Annotated in this window: 18 protein-coding genes and 2 tRNA genes; 13 read left to right on the top strand and 7 right to left on the bottom strand. The window is 48.3% G+C overall.

Going from position 1 to position 21,965, the window contains the following annotated elements; translation table 11 throughout:
- Position 1 precedes the first annotated feature (1 nt).
- The 3 genes from BMY60_RS02125 to BMY60_RS02115 are packed head-to-tail and all read right to left on the bottom strand — an operon-like array spanning position 2 to position 2,458.
- Positions 2-970 carry a sulfotransferase family protein gene (locus BMY60_RS02125; RefSeq protein ID WP_177166541.1) on the bottom strand — a complete coding sequence of 323 codons (969 nt, stop codon included), beginning with the start codon at positions 968-970 and terminating at the stop codon, positions 2-4.
- Positions 954-2,216, bottom strand: coding sequence for a glycosyltransferase (locus tag BMY60_RS02120; RefSeq protein ID WP_090330839.1), 1,263 nt, complete (start codon positions 2,214-2,216; stop codon positions 954-956). Before BMY60_RS02120 ends, BMY60_RS02125 begins: the two co-directional genes overlap by 17 nt.
- The gene (locus BMY60_RS02115) at positions 2,213-2,458 is read right to left on the bottom strand and encodes a hypothetical protein (protein ID WP_143057327.1); all 246 of its coding nucleotides are present in this window, start codon (positions 2,456-2,458) and stop codon (positions 2,213-2,215) included. Before BMY60_RS02115 ends, BMY60_RS02120 begins: the two co-directional genes overlap by 4 nt.
- An 828-nt stretch (positions 2,459-3,286) precedes the next feature.
- Here BMY60_RS02115 and BMY60_RS15605 point away from each other — a divergent pair.
- On the top strand, positions 3,287-3,436 hold the full coding sequence (locus BMY60_RS15605) for a hypothetical protein (protein ID WP_177166540.1): 150 nt from the start codon (positions 3,287-3,289) through the stop codon (positions 3,434-3,436).
- 475 nt (positions 3,437-3,911) lie between these two features.
- Complete coding sequence (gene pyk, locus BMY60_RS02110; RefSeq protein WP_090330836.1) at positions 3,912-5,354, top strand: pyruvate kinase; 1,443 nt, start codon at positions 3,912-3,914, stop codon at positions 5,352-5,354.
- Between the two features lie 364 nt (positions 5,355-5,718).
- Here pyk and BMY60_RS02105 read toward each other — a convergent pair whose 3' ends face one another.
- On the bottom strand, positions 5,719-6,138 hold the full coding sequence (locus tag BMY60_RS02105) for a nitrosocyanin (RefSeq protein ID WP_256250634.1): 420 nt from the start codon (positions 6,136-6,138) through the stop codon (positions 5,719-5,721).
- Positions 6,139-6,694: 556 nt separating this feature from the next.
- A tRNA-Leu gene (locus tag BMY60_RS02100) sits at positions 6,695-6,779 on the bottom strand.
- Between the two features lie 62 nt (positions 6,780-6,841).
- Here BMY60_RS02100 and rnr point away from each other — a divergent pair.
- From rnr to BMY60_RS02050, 10 genes are all read left to right on the top strand, one after another.
- Positions 6,842-9,058, top strand: coding sequence for a ribonuclease R (rnr, locus tag BMY60_RS02095; protein WP_090330834.1), 2,217 nt, complete (start codon positions 6,842-6,844; stop codon positions 9,056-9,058).
- Positions 9,059-9,120: 62 nt separating this feature from the next.
- A complete protein-coding gene (gene rlmB, locus BMY60_RS02090; protein WP_090330833.1) occupies positions 9,121-9,876 on the top strand; it encodes a 23S rRNA (guanosine(2251)-2'-O)-methyltransferase RlmB in 756 nt (251 codons plus the stop codon).
- A gap of 385 nt (positions 9,877-10,261) precedes the next feature.
- The gene (argS, locus tag BMY60_RS02085; RefSeq protein WP_090330831.1) at positions 10,262-12,022 is read left to right on the top strand and encodes an arginine--tRNA ligase; all 1,761 of its coding nucleotides are present in this window, start codon (positions 10,262-10,264) and stop codon (positions 12,020-12,022) included.
- 25 nt (positions 12,023-12,047) lie between these two features.
- Positions 12,048-12,728, top strand: coding sequence for an SPOR domain-containing protein (locus BMY60_RS02080; protein WP_090330830.1), 681 nt, complete (start codon positions 12,048-12,050; stop codon positions 12,726-12,728).
- Positions 12,729-12,783: 55 nt separating this feature from the next.
- A complete protein-coding gene (locus tag BMY60_RS02075) occupies positions 12,784-13,422 on the top strand; it encodes a thiol:disulfide interchange protein DsbA/DsbL (RefSeq protein ID WP_090330828.1) in 639 nt (212 codons plus the stop codon).
- Between the two features lie 87 nt (positions 13,423-13,509).
- The gene (gene msrA / locus BMY60_RS02070) at positions 13,510-13,974 is read left to right on the top strand and encodes a peptide-methionine (S)-S-oxide reductase MsrA (protein WP_177166539.1); all 465 of its coding nucleotides are present in this window, start codon (positions 13,510-13,512) and stop codon (positions 13,972-13,974) included.
- 220 nt (positions 13,975-14,194) lie between these two features.
- Positions 14,195-15,763: an HDOD domain-containing protein gene (locus BMY60_RS02065; protein ID WP_090330826.1), complete on the top strand. Its 1,569-nt coding sequence runs from the start codon at positions 14,195-14,197 to the stop codon at positions 15,761-15,763.
- Positions 15,764-15,793: 30 nt separating this feature from the next.
- Complete coding sequence (gene gmk, locus BMY60_RS02060) at positions 15,794-16,417, top strand: guanylate kinase (RefSeq protein ID WP_090330825.1); 624 nt, start codon at positions 15,794-15,796, stop codon at positions 16,415-16,417.
- Positions 16,418-16,466: 49 nt separating this feature from the next.
- Complete coding sequence (gene rpoZ, locus BMY60_RS02055; RefSeq protein ID WP_090330999.1) at positions 16,467-16,673, top strand: DNA-directed RNA polymerase subunit omega; 207 nt, start codon at positions 16,467-16,469, stop codon at positions 16,671-16,673.
- 106 nt (positions 16,674-16,779) lie between these two features.
- Positions 16,780-18,882: a RelA/SpoT family protein gene (locus BMY60_RS02050; protein WP_090330823.1), complete on the top strand. Its 2,103-nt coding sequence runs from the start codon at positions 16,780-16,782 to the stop codon at positions 18,880-18,882.
- Positions 18,883-18,894: 12 nt separating this feature from the next.
- Here the strand turns inward: BMY60_RS02050 and BMY60_RS02045 are convergent, their stop codons facing one another.
- Positions 18,895-19,692, bottom strand: coding sequence for a M90 family metallopeptidase (locus BMY60_RS02045; RefSeq protein ID WP_090330822.1), 798 nt, complete (start codon positions 19,690-19,692; stop codon positions 18,895-18,897).
- A 163-nt stretch (positions 19,693-19,855) separates the two neighbouring features.
- Between BMY60_RS02045 and epsC the strand changes: the two genes are divergently transcribed.
- On the top strand, positions 19,856-20,803 hold the full coding sequence (gene epsC, locus BMY60_RS02040) for a serine O-acetyltransferase EpsC (RefSeq protein ID WP_090330820.1): 948 nt from the start codon (positions 19,856-19,858) through the stop codon (positions 20,801-20,803).
- Positions 20,804-21,693: 890 nt separating this feature from the next.
- On the opposite strand, the gene BMY60_RS02035 is transcribed toward epsC, so the two are convergent.
- Positions 21,694-21,770: transfer RNA gene (locus BMY60_RS02035), tRNA-Arg, on the bottom strand.
- Positions 21,771-21,965 lie beyond the last annotated feature (195 nt).

Raw genomic sequence — 21,965 nt, 5'->3', positions numbered from 1 at the left:
TTCAAACTGCTCCGCGATGGGGGGGTAGTAATTGCGGCCACGTATTGTGCGGTCTGGGGTACAGTGATTTGTTCGCGTAGTCGAACACCGCCGCATCCGGCGACAGATGGCAGTATTCGAGCAGCCGGGCAATCTCTTGCTGCGGATCGTTTACGAGCTTTTCATATTCCAGGCGGCAGACCGCTTCGGGGTGGCTTTTCAGCTGCTTTAACCCTTCCTGCATGCTGATAATCCATTCAATGGCCGCGCGGTTGAGGTGATCCAGATCTTGAGTTGCCACCTCACGCAGTGATTGCCAGCGGGAATCCTCCTGCAACAGTTGCTCCCGGAGATAGGTCCACTTCAGGTCGTTGCGTCCCCACCAGTCCTCGGTCCTTCCTCCGGCTTTCGCTATTCCCAGCCGCCTGGACCAAAGCTCAATCGACGCCACCGCATCCGGACCGTTTCTGGAAATAAAAATCACCCGGGCATCGGGAAAAATTTTCAGCAGGTAGTCGATGCGAAAAATAAGCTCTGGATATTTGTCTATCAGACGTGTTGAACCGGTGAATCGCAGGTAGCGCGAAAACATACGATGCGCACTCTGGATTTGCTGCTCCGTCGCCTCGGTGGGCGACAACCGGAAATGCCCCCCCGAGCACAGGTAATCGCCACAGACATCGCTGTGTTCGTTGACTAATGACCAGATGGCCTTGGGTTCATTCAAAAAGCCGACGTCGCGGTGTAATGAAAACAGCAGACCGAGAATGGTGGTTCCCGACCGGCCCAAGCCGGTGATAAAAATGGGTGACGTGATTCTGGGATTACCGGGAATCACTTTTAAAGTCCGCAGCAGAGTAAAGACCACCGGGTTAAACCACTGGCCTTTAGTGGTGTGCGGCCGGCCTTCAAACAGGGCGTAACTCACCAGCCGCCGGGTGATTTTCCCGAGACCGAATTGCCGGTAGCCGGAATCAATTTGCGCGGCCATCATGTATCTCCGTTGCGACGGCGTTACTCACCCCAAGCTCGGCATAAAGTGACAACAGATCATTAATATAGCGCTCCCTGGTAAAGGTGGCGCTGACGTACTCCCGGCAGCGTCGGCCCATTTCAGCGATCTGCGCCGATGTTTTACGATTGAGTTGTGCGATGGCATCCACCAGGGAGGGCACACTGCCGCTTTGGAACAGAAAACCGGTTTTTGCAGGGAGGATCATTTCCGGTATGCCGCCGATATCGGCGCCGATCACAGGTGTTCCCGAGGCGTAAGCTTCAAGCACACTGACAGGAGCGTTTTCGTACCACTGCGAAGGCAGCACGACCGCTTTAGCGTTGCGGATCAGGCTCCAGAGATTTTCACCGCTGCAGTAGCCTAGAAATTCAATATTGGCACGGTCTTTGGCGAGCGCTTTGAGTTCTTTTTCAATGGGGCCGGTGCCTGCAATCTTCAGGGATATACCGGTTTCGATAGCGCCGCGAATCAGTGTGCCGACACCCTTTTCCGGCGCCAGCCGGCCGAAATAAAGGAAATAGTCTTCGCTCTCATAATTGGGTGCGTAGTCGTCGCAATTAATATAGTTCGGTATGTAACTGATCTGCTGTTCGGGCCAGCCCCACTCTATGAGTTTTTTGTTGTAGAACTGGCTGGGGGCGATAACGCGGTCAAGATTGTTTTTGTAAAGCCGAAGCGCTTTGTGAACGCCGGACTCGACGGCGACCAATGCGCTGGTAATCAGCGAATTGTGGATGCACCGGTTTTTGACAACATGAAGTACATTGCCGCGCTTGCATTTTTCACAGATTCCGTGGCTGTTCAGCATTTTGTAGGCGGGGCAGGCGATTTTCAGATCGTGCGCCGTCATCACCGTCGGCACTCCCCGCTCGTGCAGTAGCGACAGAACTGAAGGTGACAGGTGGTGGTAGATACAGTGAGCGTGTGCGATATCAGGCCGAAAAGCATCGAGCATTCGCGCCAGTTTTTGTTTGGCCTCAAAGGAATAAATGACTTTTCCAGCCATTATAATTTTTTGCGGCAGTGAATAGTTTTCTCCAAACTCCAGTTCATCGGCAAAGTAATCAGACCAGGGTGACGGTTCGTTGTTGGGGTGATGCATAGTAAACGCCGCCGTTTTCCACCCCAGCGTTTTAAACAGCTTGTCCTGATCGAGAAATACTGCGTCTGAGCCGCCCCGGCGATAGTTATAGGTATTCAGCTGGAGTAATTTATTCGTCATTTTCTGAAGCGTGTGCGCAGTTGAATAATCGCTTTTTTGGATTGGTGAGGATAACCGTCAGTGCGCGAAACGGGAGCAACCGTATCTGTCCAATCAGTGACAGGTTTGTTCAGGCTTATCTTCCAGATGTCGCGTGACTGGCTGTAGGTGTCTGCGGCATTTTCATTGTTGGCTTTGTTTGAAGATCCCGTCAGCAGCACTTCGATCATTGCCGGTTGATGCTCGAGCCCAGATACTGACACATTTTTGCAGCAATGGTTTGATCGGATTACTCACAATATCTTCATAGCGGATTGCCAGTTAGCGAGGGTGACCGGCGTACAACGATATCTTCGCGGCCTGGCCTTCACATTTTCGCCATGGTACAGGTGCGATAATTACACCATACCCGGGCAGCTTCTTCCAGCAGAATGTTGCTGAAGTAACTACAGGAAAAAACCCTTTTCCAGCGGACTCAATGTACTGAAAACTACCCCGATTGTCAAACACGGTGATAACCGATCGAAAAATGACTGCATTCCGGTTCGGTAAGCATACAAAAAACCAGAGGTCATGCCGCGGTTTGGGGCTTCAGGCGAAATGCGCCTAAAGATAAATGCTGGCTCAGTGGTGAAGCGAATTGACAGGAGCGTGAAAGGGTCACCCGTTTGTCGCTCGCACCTGGAGGGTTAACAATTAGCGAACTGTTACTGCCGATACCCGTTTTGGCCCTCAGCAAGGCAGCGTGAGCGTGGCGTAGTCGAGCCACATGAGCGCATGATAACGCAGCGGAAGGCTAAAATGGGCCCAGCTCTATGGGTTATTCCTGAAATGGTGCCATACTGCGTTATTCGTCGCTCATCTGGAATAGCCAAACGGCGCTTCTCATGCCTTGCCCGGCACAATTTCAGGAACAACAGAAATAATTCACTATTTGTTAACACCCCTAACGATACGGATAAAATAATTGCCGACAATATCGGAGACTACAATTTACCTCATTCCATATGGTATGGCCACATAGTGTATTTGAAGGTATACTGACAGCGCTTATTAAGATTAAGCAATTTTTTTAACAAAGGTTTTTAATTATGAAATTCACATTATTTTTTGCAGTACTATTATCATTTGTTTTAATTGCCTGTGGTGGACCGTCGGCGCCTCCGGGTCCTGAAAACACTGATAGCTATGGCACAACGCATGAAGGCGCGCCTGTTGAAGGCCGTAATGAAGTGGACTAAATCAAATCAACATGGCAAAAAGCACCCCTGCAAAGGGGTCTTAAACCGGCACCAGTAAAATTAAGTAAGCTTTGCAATACAACATTGCCAGAAAAGGGAATAGCGGCAAAGTCAGAAATTAATAGGATTAACCACTAACTACAAATTGAATGGCCTTGTCAATATACACCGATCATCATACGGTGGTTGTTTTTAGTAAAATCAATACAATACGGTAAATTTGCCTATCATGGATTCACCGGCATATTACACCGATAATCCATCGCTTTTTTTAAAAAATTCAAAACACTCTGCCGTATCTTCTCGCCGCAAAACCGGTCAATTCCATGCCATTACAACTGCACGCTCAACACCCGGCCAAACATATCCGAAGACTTCTAATCAAATCAACCTAACCATAATCAATTTATAATCAACAGCGTCACCAGGCTATAGTGTATCTTATGACAAGTGTAACGTTCTGAAACATGACTCAATGAATAATCTGAACAGCCTGCGCAAAACCAAGATTGTTGCCACTATCGGTCCTGCCAGCGATTCGCCCGATATTTTGAGAAAGATGATCGCTGCGGGAATGAATGTCGCCCGTTTGAATCTGTCCCATGGCACCATCGAGGAACACCAGATCCGGCTGGACTGGATCCGCGATACGGCCAATGCAATGGGCGTGCAACTGGCGATAATGGCCGATACTCGCGGAATCGAAATTCGCACCGGCAAATTGCGTGACAGCCAGGTAGAACTGGTGCGCGGCGCGAAGTTTACCCTATTTACGGACGGGCGCATCGGCTCCGTGGACGGTGTTTCCGTGACCTACAAAAACCTGCCGAGTGAAGTAAAGTCTGGCACTCCGGTCCTGATTGATGACGGCGCTATCGAGCTGGAAGTCACTTCGATCACAAATAACGAAATTATCTGCCAGGTCGTCCATGGCGGTGTCTTGAAGGAAAACAAGAGCGTCAACCTGCCTGATACCGAGTTGGCAGTCAATGCGGTGAGTCCTGAATTCAGGGATGGCATTGTCCGGGAAGTCAGCTTTGCCGCAGACAATGGCGTGGACTATCTGGCCGCATCTTTTGTACAAAGCGCAGAAGATATCCACCGTATCCGGGATATTTTTCTAGAGACAAAAAATTGTATTCCAATCATTGCCAAAATCGAAAATAAAGCCGGCATCAAACACCTTGAGGAAATCGTGAAAGCAGCAGACGGGGTGATGGTGGCGCGCGGTGACCTCGGCGTCGAGCTGCCATTAGCGGAAGTACCGGGATTCCAGAAAAAAATCATCCGCATCACGGTAATGAACGGCAAGCCGGTGATTACCGCTACCGAGATGCTCGCATCCATGGAACGTAATCCCAAGCCCACCCGCGCCGAGGCCAGTGACGTGGCCAACGCGATACTTGACGGCACATCGGCGGTCATGCTCTCGGGAGAAACCGCGATAGGCAAATTCCCGGTAGAAGCAGTGCACACCATGTCTATTCTCGCACAACGGGCGGAAGCATCGCTGAACGAATACGGTTACTTACAGAAAATCCGCATGGATCCGGTGAATATCATTCCCGAAGTAGTCAGCCAGTCGGCGGTTAACATGGCGGAAAAGCTCAAAGCGGTTGCCATCTTCAGTTTGACAGAAACCGGCTTCACATCCCGGCTAATTTCCAAAAACCGTCCGGATTGTCCGATTGTAGCGGTAACTTATTCACAACTTGTGGCACGGCGCTTATCCATGAACTGGGGCGTGATGCCGTTACTCTGCGAAGAGGGCAGTGACGATAGCGTCAAACTTGAATTCGCCGTAAGACGGGCCAAGGAACTTGGTTACGTCAAACCGGGAGATGTCGTTATCGTGACCGCAGGCACCCACCAGCACCAGGTTGGTGGTACAGATCTTATTCGCGTAATGAAAGTGTAAAGCCGTCAATCCGTGAATTGACGGATACGGCAAACCTACTGAACAGGCGCTGCTAATCGAAATACATATCGATTCTTTATTGTTTAGCTGTGCCCGTCGCTGATAACACGTTTGCATCCACTACATCCGATATCAGACCGCTGCGGACAAGGTGCATACTGTCCCGTGAGGAGTAGTGATAAACAAACCCACTAAAATCCGGATAAAGGGAAAGAACAGGCGAAAAACAAGAAAGCGGCTTGCCTGGCAGCATCCATTCTTAACAATGGAAATTAACGGAGATGAAACGGCCGGATTCAACCGGCCGTTTCAACATAACAATATTGTTGTCTGTGCCTGTATTACTGCACAGACCCTGGCTGCGTTAGTCTATAACGTTTAACGTGCCTGGCAGGTGGATATTTTTAGGATGAAGCTGACACCAGATGGTAAAGGCGCCCGCCTTATCGGCTGTGAAAGAAACCGTTTTGGTTTCGCCAGCCTTGATTACTTCCTGAATGCCATATTCATCAATTGAGAAACCTTCGCTGATCGGCGATTTGTTTTCAATCGTGATTTTTACTTTCGAACCTTTGTGCACGGCGATTGCTTCAGGTTCATTCAGTACATTAAACGCCCGGATGTTTTTTACCGTCACGCCTTCGACATTTAGTTCAGGAATATCGGTATCGTAAGCATTCATAATGATTTTAAACGTTTTTGCCTCGCCAGCCTGTACGGCACCAGCTGCCGCCAAAAGCGCGAAAGCAAAGCTTATACAAACGATCCTAGTTAATTTCATCATACTAATTTCCTCCTAAAGTTAAATTCAAGTCAGCAAACACACATTCACCTGGCTCTAGTGACGTTGTTGTACTAACACCCAACGAAGGTTTTCATGCGCCAGCATTTGTTCTGGCACTTCTGGCACGTGAAAACTTTGCGTTATTCTTATCATAACCGAATTTTGCTATAAATTTATAGATAGCTTCCTGCAACACACTACCACTTTTTAAACATGTTCCGGAAGAACGTGATCGTTCATGCATCCATCCATACATTATAAAATCGATATATATATCCCAACAAGATCCCAACAATGTGCAAACATGCCTGACTTGGTTATAGTATCCCTTTATACTATATTCTTTGATCTGTTGTCAGCGCGTTCAATGCACAGTAATTATCCAAGCATGCACATAATACTTAAATTTACACCGCCAGTATTCCATCAATCTGGTCATGACAGGCAGCAAACAGCTTTTAGCGTTATCAACAACGCAAATGTTTTTTAGCCACCTGATTAAATAAAAGACAGGAGACGTGTGGAACAATCCGTTTTTATCTGGATTTTGTTTGACTGGTGCCCAGAAGAGGACTCGAACCTCCACACCCGAAGGAACATGGACCTGAACCATGCGCGTCTACCAATTCCGCCATCTGGGCAACTTCGGATATTATTATTTTCAGGCCAAAAAGAGTGCAACATTCTATAGGAAACCACTATTTTGTCAATCAAAGAACAGCGCAAGCTAAGAAAGCAGGATCCTTATCTTGAGCGCGAAAAAACGCGTTACGCTTATCCCCTGCCCAGCCGGGAGTTCATTCTGCAAATACTGAAACAAACCGGCATTCCGGCAACCGAACAGCAACTGCAAAAACTACTGGGAATCAAACGTCATGAGCAGGATGCTTTCGCACGCAGACTGACAGCAATGTTACGTGAGGGACAAATCTTTAAAAACCGCAAAGGCGATCTTTGCGTCATGGAAAAGCTGGATTTGATCAAGGGATCGGTACAGGGTCATGCAGACGGTTACGGCTTTCTGATTCCCGATAACGACAGTACTGATTTGTTTTTACCGGCCAAGGAAATGCATAAGGTGCTGCATGGCGATCATGTCCTTGTCCGGGAAGCAGGTCTTGACCGGCGCGGCAGGCGCGAAGCAGTCATCGTCGAAGTGCTTGAACGGGTCAACCATCAACTGGTCGGGCGGCTGCATATGGATCACGGCATACTGTATGTTGTGGCGGAAAACAAACGCATCAATCAGGATATTCTGATTCCGGGCGATTCTTCATTCAACGCCAGCGCAGGCCAGGTTGTCATCGTTGAAATTATTCAACAGCCCAGCAAACACGCACAGCCGATTGGACGTATTGTTGAAATTCTTGGCGATTATATCGATCCCGGCATGGAAATCGAGATCGCATTACGCAAACATGACCTGCCGCATATTTTTCCGGCCGAAATTGAAAAGCTGTCAGCCAAACTGCCAGCACGGGTGCTGCAAAAGGATCATTCAGAGCGCCGTGATTTGCGTCATTTGCCCTTGGTTACAATTGACGGCGAAACCGCGCGCGATTTCGATGATGCGGTCTATTGCGCATGTGATGATGACGGGTTTGTCTTATACGTTGCGATTGCAGATGTTTCACAATATGTGCATCCTGGCGACGCATTTGACAAGGAAGCGTTTAGCCGGGGCAATTCTGTCTATTTTCCATTGCGGGTAATTCCCATGCTCCCCGAAGTGCTGTCGAATGGACTCTGCTCGCTAAACCCTAAGCTGAACCGTTTATGCATGACGTGTGAAATCCGTTTTGATGCCCAGGGCGAACGACAGCATTATGTGTTTTATCCGGCATTGATGCGTTCGCATGCGCGCCTGACCTATACCCAGGTCGCGGCCATGCTGGCCGCTCCTACAAGCAAGGAGGCTAAACGGCATGCGAAACTAATGCCCGATCTGAAAAACCTGCACGCCTTGTTCAAAGTGTTACTGAAAACGCGTAAAAAACGTGGCGCCATTGATTTTGAAACCACCGAGACGCAAATGTTTTTTAATGATCAGGGCAAAATTGAAAAAATTGAGCCGGTACAGCGCAACGATGCCCATCGTTTAATTGAGGAATGCATGCTTGCAGCCAATGTATGCGCTGCCGATTTTTTACAACAGCATGAACACCCCGTCCTGTTCCGCACGCACGAAACGCCCGCAGCCGACAAACTGGAAGCGCTCCGTCACTTTCTCAAGGAAGTCGGCGTGCAGCTTGGGGGCAAGAATAAGCCAAAGGCCAGCGATTATGCGAGAACACTAAACAAAATAAAAAACAGACCAGACAAACATCTGCTGCAAACCGTCATGTTGCGCTCGTTACCGCAGGCGCAATACAGTCCTGATAACTGCGGTCATTTCGGCCTGGCTTACGACGCCTATGCACATTTTACTTCGCCTATCCGGCGTTATCCGGACTTACTGACACACCGCGCAATCAAAGCAGTACTGCGCGGCGAACAATACATGCCCGGCGACTGGCATGTATTGGGAGGTCACTGTTCACAAACGGAACGGCGCGCCGATGAGGCCACGCGGGACGTGGAAACCTGGTTGAAATGTTTTTTCATGCAGGACAAGATCAACGAATGTTTCGACGCAATTATCAGCAGCGTCACCGGTTTTGGATTATTCGTGGCACTTGAAACGATATACGTGGAAGGCCTCATTCACATCTCCGAATTGCCCAGTGACTACTTTCATTTTGACCCCGCCCGGCATTGCTTATTGGGTGAACGCACCGGCAGGCAATTTCGTATCGGCGACCGTCTGAGTGTCAAACTGGTGCGGGTTGATCTGGAAACCAGCAAAATTGATTTCATCCTGAGTGAATCCCAAAAAAGCACGCCGCCGAAAAAAAGTAAACCGAAGCAAAAAAAACGATAAGATTATCGCTTGCATCAGACATTAAACTTTTTCATGATTGAAACAGCATTCAGTATAGAAAAATGGCGGCCACACGCTTGATTTTTGGATTTCATGCCGTTGTCAGCCGGTTAAGGCAGCGCCCCGACAGCATCCGGGAAATCTATATTGACGCCGGACGCAGCGATCAGCGTACCCGCAACCTGACGTCGCTGGCCGAATCCCGGCAAGTACGGTTGATTTTCTGCGAACGCGATAGACTCGAAAAAATGGCGGGCGGAAGGCGGCACCAAAGTGTGGCGGCCATGATCGATCAGGCAGCATTAGCATCCAGTATCGATGATATCCTGGATGCATTGACCGGACCGGCCAGGCTGTTGATACTGGACGGCATACAGGACCCGCATAATCTGGGTGCATGCCTGCGGGTAGCAGACGCATTTGGCGTGCATGCTGTGATCGCGCCGAAAGACCGTGCAGTCGGATTGACTGCTGCTGTATACCAGGTATCCAGCGGCGCTGCGGAAACCGTACCGTATATAGCCGTCACCAATCTGGCGCGTACAATGCGGCAGATCAAAGCGCGCGATATCTGGCTTGTCGGTACGGCGGATAATGCCGAACATGATTTGAATGATTTTCATATCCATGACTCGGTTGCCTGGGTTTTCGGGTCTGAAGAAAAAGGAATGCGACGGCTGACACGCGAAACCTGCGACCAGCTGGTGCGCATTCCCATGCAAGGCGGCGTTGAGAGTCTAAACGTATCGGTCAGCGCTGGCATCTGCCTGTTTGAAACGTTACGTCAGCATTCAAAGACAACAGCCGGGACGGATTGAATTTCTATAAAAACAAATCCCTGCGCTGACGCAGACAACTAAAGCCGGAATATATTAAAATATCCGTCCGATTAAATCTTGGGAGGTATCGTCACGTGTTATGCGTAATTATGCGCGTGCAGATTTTTGATGGATGTTTGTGAAAAGCGTGCAGAACATAGCCATAGCCATGTTCAAGCGCTTCGAACAAGCAGATGCAGAAATATGCCGCGCCCTTCGGGTTTGTTTTTCGAGCAAAATTATCGTCGTTTTCGCGTCTTGAATATGTTCTGGCATGTCCCGCGGCACAAAAACGTGATCCCTTTGTCCGAAAAACAAACAGAATTACACATAACACATGACGATACCCCCAATAAAAGTAAAGGAATACAATTATTCCACTGTTATGAATACTTCAGCGCCTTTGAATTTCAAAGACCATTTATTTCAACTCATGCTTCATGCCGTTGAGCAGGTCAAAACCGACAATGAGATACAGACCGGTATCGAAATAGTACGCACCCGGCAGGCCGAACACGGCGATTATTCCTGCAATCTCGCCATGCAACTGGCCAAACCGCTGCGAAAAAACCCGCGTGAGATTGCCGCGCTTTTGATCGAAGCGTTGCCGACATCGCCACACCTGGAAAAAGTGGAAGTCGCCGGGGCGGGATTCATCAATTTTTTTATCAAAACAACCGCCAAACAGGCCTGTCTTTCTACTGTTCTGCAGCAGGGCAGCGCATTTGGCGCCAGCGACTTCGGCAATAACAGAAACATACAGGTCGAGTTTGTTTCCGCGAACCCGACCGGACCGCTCCATGTCGGACATGGACGGGGCGCTGCGTTTGGCGCAAGCCTGGCGAATATGCTGTCTGCCGCCGGCTTTTCGGTGACACGCGAGTATTATGTCAACGACGCCGGCCGCCAGATGGATATTCTGGCTGTTTCCACATGGCTGCGGTATTTGGCGTTAAATAATATTCACGTGCCATTTCCGGAAAACGCTTATCGGGGCGAATATGTTAAAGCTATGGCGCGGCTGATCCATGAAGCGCATGCTGACCGGTACGTCCATCACCCGGAAAAGCTGCTGCAGGGTTTTCCGGCATCAGCGCACGAGAGCGCGATAGATACCGACCAATCGCTGGACCGGCTCATCGCCAACGCCAAGACTATTTTAGGCCAGGATTATGCATATATTCACAATTTCGTGCTGACAGAACAACTGGGCGACTGCCGTAATGACTTGATGGAATTCGGCGTGGCGTTCGATATCTGGTTTTCAGAGCAATCGCTCTTCGATAGCGGTCTGGTAGCACATGTCGTGCACATGCTCGAAGAAAAAAAATTCCTCTATCGCCAGGATGGCGCGGCCTGGTTCCGTTCCACTGAATTCGGTGACGAAAAAGATCGCGTAGTACAGAGAGAAAACGGTCAGTACACTTACTTTGCTTCGGATATCGCCTATCATCTCAATAAATTTGAGCGCGGCTTTGAAACCGTTATCAATATCTGGGGAGCCGATCATCACGGTTACATTCCACGGGTTAAAGCAGCATTGCAGGCGCTGGCGCTGGATGCGGAAAAGCTTAAAATTGCATTGGTGCAGTTTGCTGTGCTGTACAGGAATGGCAAAAAAGCATCCATGTCAACACGGTCGGGTGAATTCGTTACGCTGCGGGAATTGCGCCAGGAAGTCGGCAACGATGCAGCACGTTTTTTTTATGTGATGCGCAAAAGCGATCAGCACCTTGATTTCGATCTTGATCTGGCAAAATCGCAAAGTAATGAAAACCCGGTTTATTATATTCAATATGCCCATGCGCGTATTTGCAGCGTACTGGAGCAATGGGATGGAGATATTGCAACACTGGCGGATGCAGACACAAACCTGCTGGCCAATGCATTCGAGCTGACATTGCTGCAACGGCTGATCGACTTTCCCGATACCATTGTTGCAGCGGCACAGGAATTTTCTCCTCATTTGATTGCTTTCTATTTAAGAGAACTGGCCGGTGAATTTCATAGTTACTATAATTCTACGCATTTTCTGGTATCAGACGTTTCACTTATGGAAGCACGCTTGGCGTTAATTACGTCGATCCGGCAGGTATTGAGAAATGGATTGACATTACTGGGTGTCAGCGCCCCGGAAAAGATGTAATTTTTAAAAAGGACGCAATAGATTCATGAGCCGTGATTATAAATCCCGCAAATCCGCAACATCTAGAAGCGGAAATGGCGCTCTGATGCTGGGTATCTTTATTGGTTATACGCTGGGTATTATCAGCGCCATTGGCATTTGGTTTTATCTGGAACAGGCACCCAGCCCCTTTTTAACAGAACAGCAGATAAGCGAGCATCGTGGCGTTCATGATAATCCCGGTAATGAAGGGCAGGACAAGAGCGCAGAATCCCGGTCGGAAAATACCGTAAAAATGGACGAAAAGCTGCAGTTTGATTTCTATAACATCCTGCCCGGCGATAACGAGCCGAGCATGACATTTGAAACACCTCAAACGACGGAGCAGCCGCAGATTACCGAAAAACCCAGACCGGCTCCGGCACCATCGGTTGCATTACCGCAACCGCCGCCAGCCCGGGAAAAACAAATCCAGCCCGCCAGCGCATATACGGAAACCTATTATCTCCAGGTCGGCTCATTCCGCAATAATGCCGATGCAGACAATCTCAAGGCAAGACTCGCACTGTTAGGCGTCATTGCATCGGTGCAATCGGCCGAGTTGTCCGATAAAGGCATCTGGTATCGAGTACGGGTCGGCCCATTCACACAAAAATCCCGCGTGGATCAGATGCATCACACCCTGCGGGAAAACGGAATAGAAGCGCAGTTTATCAAAACCCGGTAATACCATTGGATGGATGCAATATCAATTTAACTTCACATAAGGAGCGGACTTGCATATGAACAGACTGATTACGGTATTGATTGTGTTTTTAGGAATCATGTTATCGAGTACGGCAGGCACTCACGCCGGGATCGTTGCCGGAAGCGACTACAAAGTGCTGCAAAATCCCCAGCCCACGCAAGACAGTGAACGTATCGAAGTGATTGAGTTTTTCTGGTATGGTTGTCCGCATTGCAATAATCTGCACCCGCATGTCAAGGCATGGCTGAAGAACAAACCGGACGATGTCGACTTCCGTTACGTACCGGCTATTTTCAGAAACAACTGGATACCCGGCGCCAAAACGTTTTACACTATTGAAGCAATGGATGAAATAGAAACATTGCACGACCGTGTATACGAGGCTATTCACCGTGACAAGATCAATCTAAATGATGAAACTGTTTTGTTCAACTGGGTTGCGCGACAAGGCGTCGATAAAGAAAAATTTATTAATCACTATCAATCATTTACTGTACAGAATCAGGTTGCCCGTTCGAACCAGATGATGCGGCAGTATCAGTTAACCGGCGTTCCGGTATTTGTCGTTGCCGGGCAATATATGGTGCATGGCAAAGAAGGTGGAACACCGCAGGATACTTTGCGTACACTCGATGAAGTTATTGCCATGGCTCGAAAGAACAAAGCGCCGTGACGGGTTGGCCGTTGTAAATGCATGCGTGCGCTGCAAGTGCATGAACGCATGCTGAAACGCAATTAAATAAATAAACTGCCGTTCTCAATGTCTATAGAAAAAATCATAGTTGGCGCTGGCTGTTTCTGGGGCGTGGAATCAACTTTCTCTCGAATTCCCGGCGTGGTGAATACAACCTGCGGTTATTGCGGCGGTAATGCGCCACACCCTTCGTATGAAATGGTATGTACAGGCGAAACCGGCCATGCAGAAGTCGTGCTGGTTGAATACGACACCTCAGTCATTCCGCTCAACGCATTACTCGAAGCATTCTGGCAGTGTCATGATCCCACAACGAAAGACCGGCAAGGCGTGGATGTCGGGTCGCAATACCGGTCAGCGATTTACTTTTTTACCGAAGACCAGGAAAAGTCTGCCAGATTGTCCCGAGACGCTGCGCAGCAAAGTGGGCGCTGGAAAGCACCTATTGTTACGGAAATCCAGCACGCCGCTCCGTTTTATCCTGCCGAAGACTATCACCAACGTTATTTTGAAAAAAAGGGCATCGGTTGAATTAGCATCATTCTTCAGTTTATTAGGGGTGTCGCCAAGGCAGTATCGTTTATAAAGATACTGCACTAATTTTGGCAAATCGGCATCATAGCCTGAAATGCGGTTTTCGTTTATCGCTTATCCGCCATTTTTCAAATTGTATGGACATGATATTTTGCAACAAGGGTAACAAACTGATCTAGGCAAAAAATCTGCTTAAAGCAGCGTTCTTTAATTTAAAATGACTCAAAATAAAACCCATGCCGGACAAGCCAGCACGATAGAAGACGACTTATTGGCAACCATTCGCAGCGATCAGGATCTGCCTGCTTTAGGCGCTTCGATTTCTCAAATTGTTCAACTGTCTTCCTCTGATGATGAATCCATTCGCAAGCTCACCTATTTTGTACTTTCTGATGTTTCTCTGACTCAGAAGATACTACGGCTTTCTAACTCGGTATCCTTTCGCGCCGAGTCCAGCAAAGCAATAACAAGTGTCAGTAAAGCAATTTTTTTACTGGGATTTAATACGGTCAAGACGTGTGCACTGGCGATACTGCTGGTCGATGGCATGCCTGGAAAAAAGGCCGAATATGTCCGATATGAATTGGTGTACGCGCTGGCTGCCAGCATGGTTAGCCGCGAACTGGCCCGGTATAGCCGTTTCAGCGATGCGGAAGAAGTTGTCGTTGCTGCATTATTTAAAAATATCGGACGTCTGTTATTGGCTGCGTATTATCCCGATCACTATCAGGATATAACTGCATTGATCAGGCAAGGCTCGCACACACCAGCACAAGCATCGCGGCAGATACTGCGATTTGATTTAGACAGCTTCGCCGAGAAAGTTATGCTGGAATGGGAAATTCCCGCAAGTATCGTTAAGACACTAAAAATGCGATCGGCCGATATATGCCAGCCGCCTAAAAGCAGGCTTGAATGGATGCAGCAGGCTGTTGATTTCAGTCAAAAAGCTGCGCCTCTGGTTCTCGGCACGGAACAATCACTAAATCCGGATTTGGAAGACACGCTGCTGCTCCAGTTCGGTAAGGCGCTTGACATGAACAAAACCAGGCTGAACGCGCTGATTACAAATGCAAACAAAGAAACAAAAGCGTTCGAAATAAACACCGGCTTGCGTTCCTCCGATCAAAAAAAAGAGATCAGGATGAACGCTGGCGCGGCTGAGCTGAATTTTGAAACTGGAGAAAACCTGCTCAAAGAGCTGACATTTGCATTTACAGAAAATGAAGAAGCGCCGAGCCCGCAGTGTTATCCCAGCGGCAAGCCACATCATGCAGCCAGACTGTTATTGGCAGGCATCCAGGACGTCACTGAAATCATGGCTTCAGGCAAATACAAACTGAGCGACCTGATTACATTGATTCTGGAAACTTTTTATAATAGTCTTGGATTTCGTTTTATTACATTATGCTTACGTGATCAGGAGAAAGGACAATATCGCGCACGCAGCTCGCTCGGTAACGATTATTTGACATACCAAAAAGCGTTCACATTTCCGCTCGCCATATCAACTGATATTTTCCATTTAGCGATGAAAAAAAATATGGATCTGATTATTTCAGATGCGTCCACCGATAAAGTACGTAATTTATTGCCTAAATGGTTTAAGGAATTATTACCGGATGCACGCAGTTTTATTGTGCTCCCATTGGTGGTGAATGAAAAAAGAATCGGTTTGTTTTACGCGGACCGGCAAACTGAGGCGCCTGAAGGTATCTCATCTGAAGAAATGCGGCTTATTAAAACTTTAAAAGCGCAGACCATTACTGCGCTGCATACACGTTAAAACTTTCTAGAATACGGATAACATAAGATCATGGCTACGACAACAGAATCAGGTTGCTTGTTTATCATCAGCGCACCTTCTGGCACCGGAAAAACTAGTCTGATCAGGGCATTATTGGGAAAAGATACGCATCTCAGATTATCGATTTCGTATACTTCGCGCCCGCGGCGATCTGCAGAAATTGACGGCCGCGACTATCACTTCGTTAGCAAGGATATTTTCAGACAGATGCAGGCTCGCGGAGAGTTTCTTGAATCCGCTGAAGTGTATGGCAACCTCTATGGCACATCAAAAAAATGGATTGACGATGCAATCGCGACAGGGCAGGATATAGTGCTGGAGATCGACTGCCAGGGCGCAGCACAGGTACGCCGTTTTTTTTCAAATGCCATTGGTATCTTCATTTTGCCGCCTTCTTGCAGAGCGCTGGAGAAGCGTCTGGTATCGCGTGATCAAGATGATACAGAAGTAATACGGAAACGGCTCGAAGCGGTTCGTGAAGAAGTCAGCCACGTGAATGAATTCGACTATGTTATTATTAACGACGAATTGGAAAAAGCACTGAATGGCCTGGCCTGCATAGTCAATGCGGAACGCCTGAAAAGAGAGCGGCAAATTGAAAAACATCAGGTATTGATCACGCAATTGAGTTGAAATTTAATTGCAGCAACTTAACTTCTATCTGTTCATTGAAATAAATAATATGGCACGCATTACTGTAGACGATTGTTTGATGAAAATCCCGAACCGTTTTGACATGACATTAGCGGCAACGGCCCGCGCCAGGCAACTGGCAATAGGCGCTTCGCCCATGATTGAGTCAGCGCGCGACAAACCGACCGTCATCGCGCTCCGCGAACTCGCACAAGGCAAATTCGACATGGATATTTTAAATCCCAAAAATATCTGACGTTAAAAACACAAGCGTATACATCAGCGCTATGCGCTTTTGTCCGGGCCGCCGCTTGTCTCACGATTTCGCCCGTTTAAGCCCATTTAATTGAACCGTTCCATCCATGCACGAAGCCGAGTTACTGTTTTCCGAAACCGCTCTGTACCTGAGACCGGAAGATATTACTCAGTTGAAGAATGCTTATTCCTTCGGTCAGGGTGCGCACTCGGGTCAATACAGAAAATCAGGCGAACCCTACATATCCCATCCGATAGCTGTTGCCAGAATCTTGAGTGAGCTGCATATGGATGCGCCAACACTTACTGCGGCTTTATTGCATGATGTCGTCGAGGATACGGATATTTCCAAAGAGGAAATCAGTGAACGATTTGGCGAGCCGGTTGCCGAGCTGGTTGATGGCGTGTCCAAGCTGGATAAAATCCAATTCCAGACGCAGGCTGAGGCGCAAGCCGAAAATTTCCGCAAAATGTTTCTGGCCATGGCACGCGATGTGCGGGTCATTCTGATTAAACTGGCCGACAGATTGCATAACATGCAGACGCTGGATGTTATGCGGACAGAAAAACAACGCAGCATTGCCCGCGAAACGCTTGAAATCTACGCACCCATCGCCCATCGTCTGGGATTGAACAAAATCTACCAGGAATTACAGGAGCTTGGCTTTTGCTATTCTCATCCGCTGCGCTACCGCGTACTGGTCAAAGCGACCAGAGCGGCGCGCGGCAACCGCCGCGAGGTTGTCGGGAAAACCCAGGATACCATCATAGACAAGTTAAAAAAAGCAGGTCTTGAAACACAGGTTCACGGACGCGAAAAACATATTTACAGCATCTACAAGAAAATGGTGGAAAAACAGCTATCATTTTCTGAAGTACTTGATATTTATGGATTTCGTGTAGTTGTCAAGGACATTCCTTCCTGCTATGTCGCGCTCGGTGCATTACACGGTTTGTACAGACCGATTCCTGGAAAATTCAAGGACTATATCGCAATACCCAAGGCCAACGGATATCAGTCGCTGCACAGTACCCTGCTGGGTCCTTTCGGTATTCCGATAGAAATACAGATCCGCACGCAGGAAATGCACCGGATTTCAGAGAATGGCGTTGCCTCCCACTGGATGTACAAAAGCGCCGATACAAATCTCAACGATTTGCATATAAAAACGCACCAGTGGCTGCAAAGCCTGCTGGAAATTTTAAGTGATTCCGCTGATTCCATGGAATTTCTGGAGCACCTGAAAGTTGATTTATTTCCGGGCGACGTCTATGTATTCACGCCGCATGGCAAGATTTTAACGTTGCCAAGACGCTCCACTGCTGTGGATTTTGCTTATGCGATTCACTCCGATATCGGTAACTGCTGTGTGGCTGCAAAAATCAACGGAGAGAATGCTCCGCTGCGCAGTGAACTGAAAAACGGCGACCGTGTGGAAATTATTACAGCACCTTACGCAAAACCCAATCCTTCCTGGCTGAGCTATGTGGTTACAGGAAGAGCGCGCTCTCATATCAGGCACTTTCTTAAAACCATACAGTTCGACGAATCCGTTGAATTGGGTGAGCGCATGCTAAACCAAACGCTGCTGGCTTTGAATGTTGAGCCTGATTTGGTCAGTGACGCGCAATGGGAGAAACTGGTGCGCGATTGCGGCGTCAAATCGAAAAAAGTACTGCTGGCCGACCTGGCGCTGGGTAAACAGCTACCCGCGGTAATTGCCAAACGATTGCTTTCCCCGCTTGAATCGGTCAACAGCGAGCGGTTATCCAGCGACCCAATTACAATTCTTGGCACCGAAGGTTTGACCGTTCAGTTTGCCAGGTGCTGCCATCCGATACCCGGCGATGTCATTGTCGGATTAATTAAAAAAGATCACGGACTGGTCATTCATACACATACCTGCCCGATTATCGCGCAGGCTCAAAAGAATCCGGAAAATTATCTGGACGTCACATGGGGCAGACATATTACCCGCACATTCGAAGTCAAAATCAAGATTGTAGCTGCGAACAAGCATGGCGTTCTGGCCAGGATCGCAGCGGCGATCGCAAAAACAGAGTCCAATATTGACGATATCGCCATGGAAAGCGAGAAAGACTATACGGCCATGGGCTTTATCCTGCAGGTCAAGAACCGGTATCACCTGGCTCAGGTAATGCGTAATTTGCGGCGTATCAAGGAAGTTGCAAAAATTATCCGTACTTGAGCACAACCGCAGTCATGACCGCATTTTACGCGGCCAGCCGCCAGCCGCCACGCGTTTTGCCGGGTCCTGGCGGTAAAACAGCGCAAGCTGTTCGTAAACGGCAACAAAGTGCTGTTTAAGGACTGCGGGAGATTCAAAAAAAACTTCACTCAAAACAGCGAAAAACTCTGCCGGGCTCTCGGCTGCATAGATATCAATCGCCGTATCGGCGCCCTCTTCTACCTGACTGCAGAATGCTGCATAAGCGTGACTGAACACATCACACCAGGTTTGCGCGCTCATGTTCGCATGCAGGGGCGGACATCCGTTTGCACCTTCATGCAGCATATCCAGTTTATGCGCGAATTCATGAATAAATACATTATGAACAACAGGTGCTGCATGCGTATTTGCCATTTCCTGCCAGGACAAAATTACCGGGCCCGACAACCAGGCTTCACCGGAAACGATATTACGCGCATGATGCACAACACCAGCCTCATCGGCGTAATCGTACTCGAGAATAAATTCACCGGGATACACAATGATTTCGATCCAGTCGTCATAATAGTCCAGACCGAGATTCAGGATCAAAACACACGCCTGCAGCGCAACCGTGACACGCATTTCATCCGTAATCTCGAGATCATGCGCACCATTGATCACTTTGGCATGCAGAAACAGCAAAACAAGCGCCTGCAACCGGCGCAGTTCATCCGCGTCCATCCCGTTCAGGCAACGCAAATGAATCATTTTTTGCCAGATATGCTGTGGTATTTCCTCGCGCTCGAGTATCCGGTTACGCCACCACTGATTTAAATGCCACGCCATGACCGCTCAATCAATAAAGCTTTTGGAATCGTAATCATTGTTTACATTATAATAACGCATTCAGCGCCGAATGGCAGGTGACCAGATGATAACAGCAGACAAACAATAGATTTAAATTACCGGTCAGTTCAGGGATGATATTGATTGCAGGGGTTGGCATAGCGTGAACACTACCAAAAAAACACGGGATATTCAGGTGAGAAGTACCAATTTAAAAATTGACGATATTGTTTCAAAATTAAGAGACATACGCACTGCTTCTCTGGAGAGCCGCAAGCGCCATGACAGGCCACCGAAACTGCCCTCGCGGAAAATGCTGGCCAGCGTTGCCGAAGGATTAAGCGCAGCTTTATTTCCCAACCGGCTGGGCTCGTCAGAGTTGGCGAATGAGGGTATCGACCATTATGTGGGACATACGCTCAATGTTACCTTGCGCAATTTAATGGTACAAATTCAGCATGAACTGCACTATAACTCAGGCTCGGAGGCGCTCAGTCCCGAAGACAGGGATAAATCAATCACAGTCACGCAGGCGTTTGCCAAGCGCCTGCCGGAAATCCGTGTACTGCTCGACAGCGATATTGTCGCCGCTTATGAGGGCGACCCTGCCGCACGCAACGTTGACGAAGTCCTGGTCTGTTATCCAGGGATTATGGCAATCACGCACTACCGCCTGGCACACGAACTGCATAAACTTGGCGCGCCGTTAATAGCGCGCATGATTTCAGAAATTGCGCATTCTGTAACGGGAATAGAGATTCATCCAGGCGCACAAATCGGCGGCAGTTTTTTTATCGATCACGGTACCGGGGTGGTTATCGGTGAAACAGCGATTATCGGCCAGAATGTTCGGCTGTATCAGGCAGTGACGTTAGGCGCCAAACGCTTCCCGGTCGATGAAAACGGCACACTGGTCAAAGGTAATCTGCGTCACCCGATCGTGGAAGACGATGTAGTGATTTATGCAGGCGCGACTATTTTGGGCAGAATTACCATCGGGCGCGGTTCAACAATCGGCGGCAATGTATGGCTGACGCACAGCGTGCCGGCAAACAGCAATATATTGCAGCCACAGACCAAACAAAGGTCGGATATTAGAACACGCGATTAAGTTTAGCTCTACCTTAGACATTCGCACATCGCCCTGCGTCACCTGAACCGTGACACAAATAGGGGACAAAACGAGCGAGACTGAAAATGCTGGCGGATGGCGGTAATGCTACACATGCATTCTTGACTAACACTTTCTTTCGATTTGAAAAGTGATTGTCGGTTTTGTGTAAGATCTTTAGTTTAAGGCTGGCATGGAGCTGTGATGTTGTATTGCAAGACCTGGTATCTTTTTGTCTGAAATAAAAAACTACTTGCCATGCTACAACAGTCCCCAATCGCCGATTACTCATCGGTTATAACTCTATTTGGCGCAACCACTGACCAATTGAAACAACGATATTCCACTGGCTATGAGAAAAGTTCTAACATGGCGTGCAAGGAGGAAGCCCTAAAGCGTGCCCATTAACTTTACGTTAGTTGCATATATATGAGATATCAAACTGAAATCTTAATAATCCAGTTACCAGATTTACCCGTTTTGGCGAGGCGTAATGCAAATCGTGCGCACTCGATTAAAACCAATCAATCGTTAATACTCAATAGTAGCTAAACTGAAAGGAAGCCGTCGCTCATGTAAACGCTACCACGCCCACATCACCAGAATCCGTGCCAGACAGGGAGAACCCAACTCGGGTTGAAATTGCCTCCTTTGCCCTGTCATCCGGTCAAAAACACAGATTCAGGTACAAAAAAACGGCAATGCAATGTTGCCGTTCAGTGATCTGTTCATCAGATCATGTAAGACACACCCAGACCGGGAAAACCACCCGGATATATTTCCATAGTCAATCAATAACCGGGCTCGTCCAACAAACGATTCAGATCGCGGCGCGTTCCACGCGCGATCTAATCTTATTCGTTAGAGTTAGATACTGCAAAACAATCAACTGGCGCGCCCGGCAGGATTCGAACCCACGACCCCTTGGTTCGTAGCCAAGTACTCTATCCAACTGAGCTACGGGCGCTTGCGCTTGTGATATGTTCTGTATTACCAAGCTACTGCTTCGCAGACGGGAGAAGATTATAACAGATTGAAGCAGGCAGCGGGCTGCTAACTATTATTTATTTTCTTTCGACCGGTGCTATAAATCGTACAATCATGCCCGGAACATATATGTGTCGGCAGATAGTTTGCTTCGTTCGTTTCATATTGTTCGCGG

Source organism: Nitrosomonas sp. Nm51, from assembly GCF_900111165.1.
In the GTDB taxonomy this organism is placed as follows: domain Bacteria; phylum Pseudomonadota; class Gammaproteobacteria; order Burkholderiales; family Nitrosomonadaceae; genus Nitrosomonas.
Note: the sequence above shows the minus strand (reverse complement) of the source record. Positions and strands in the feature narration are given on the sequence as shown.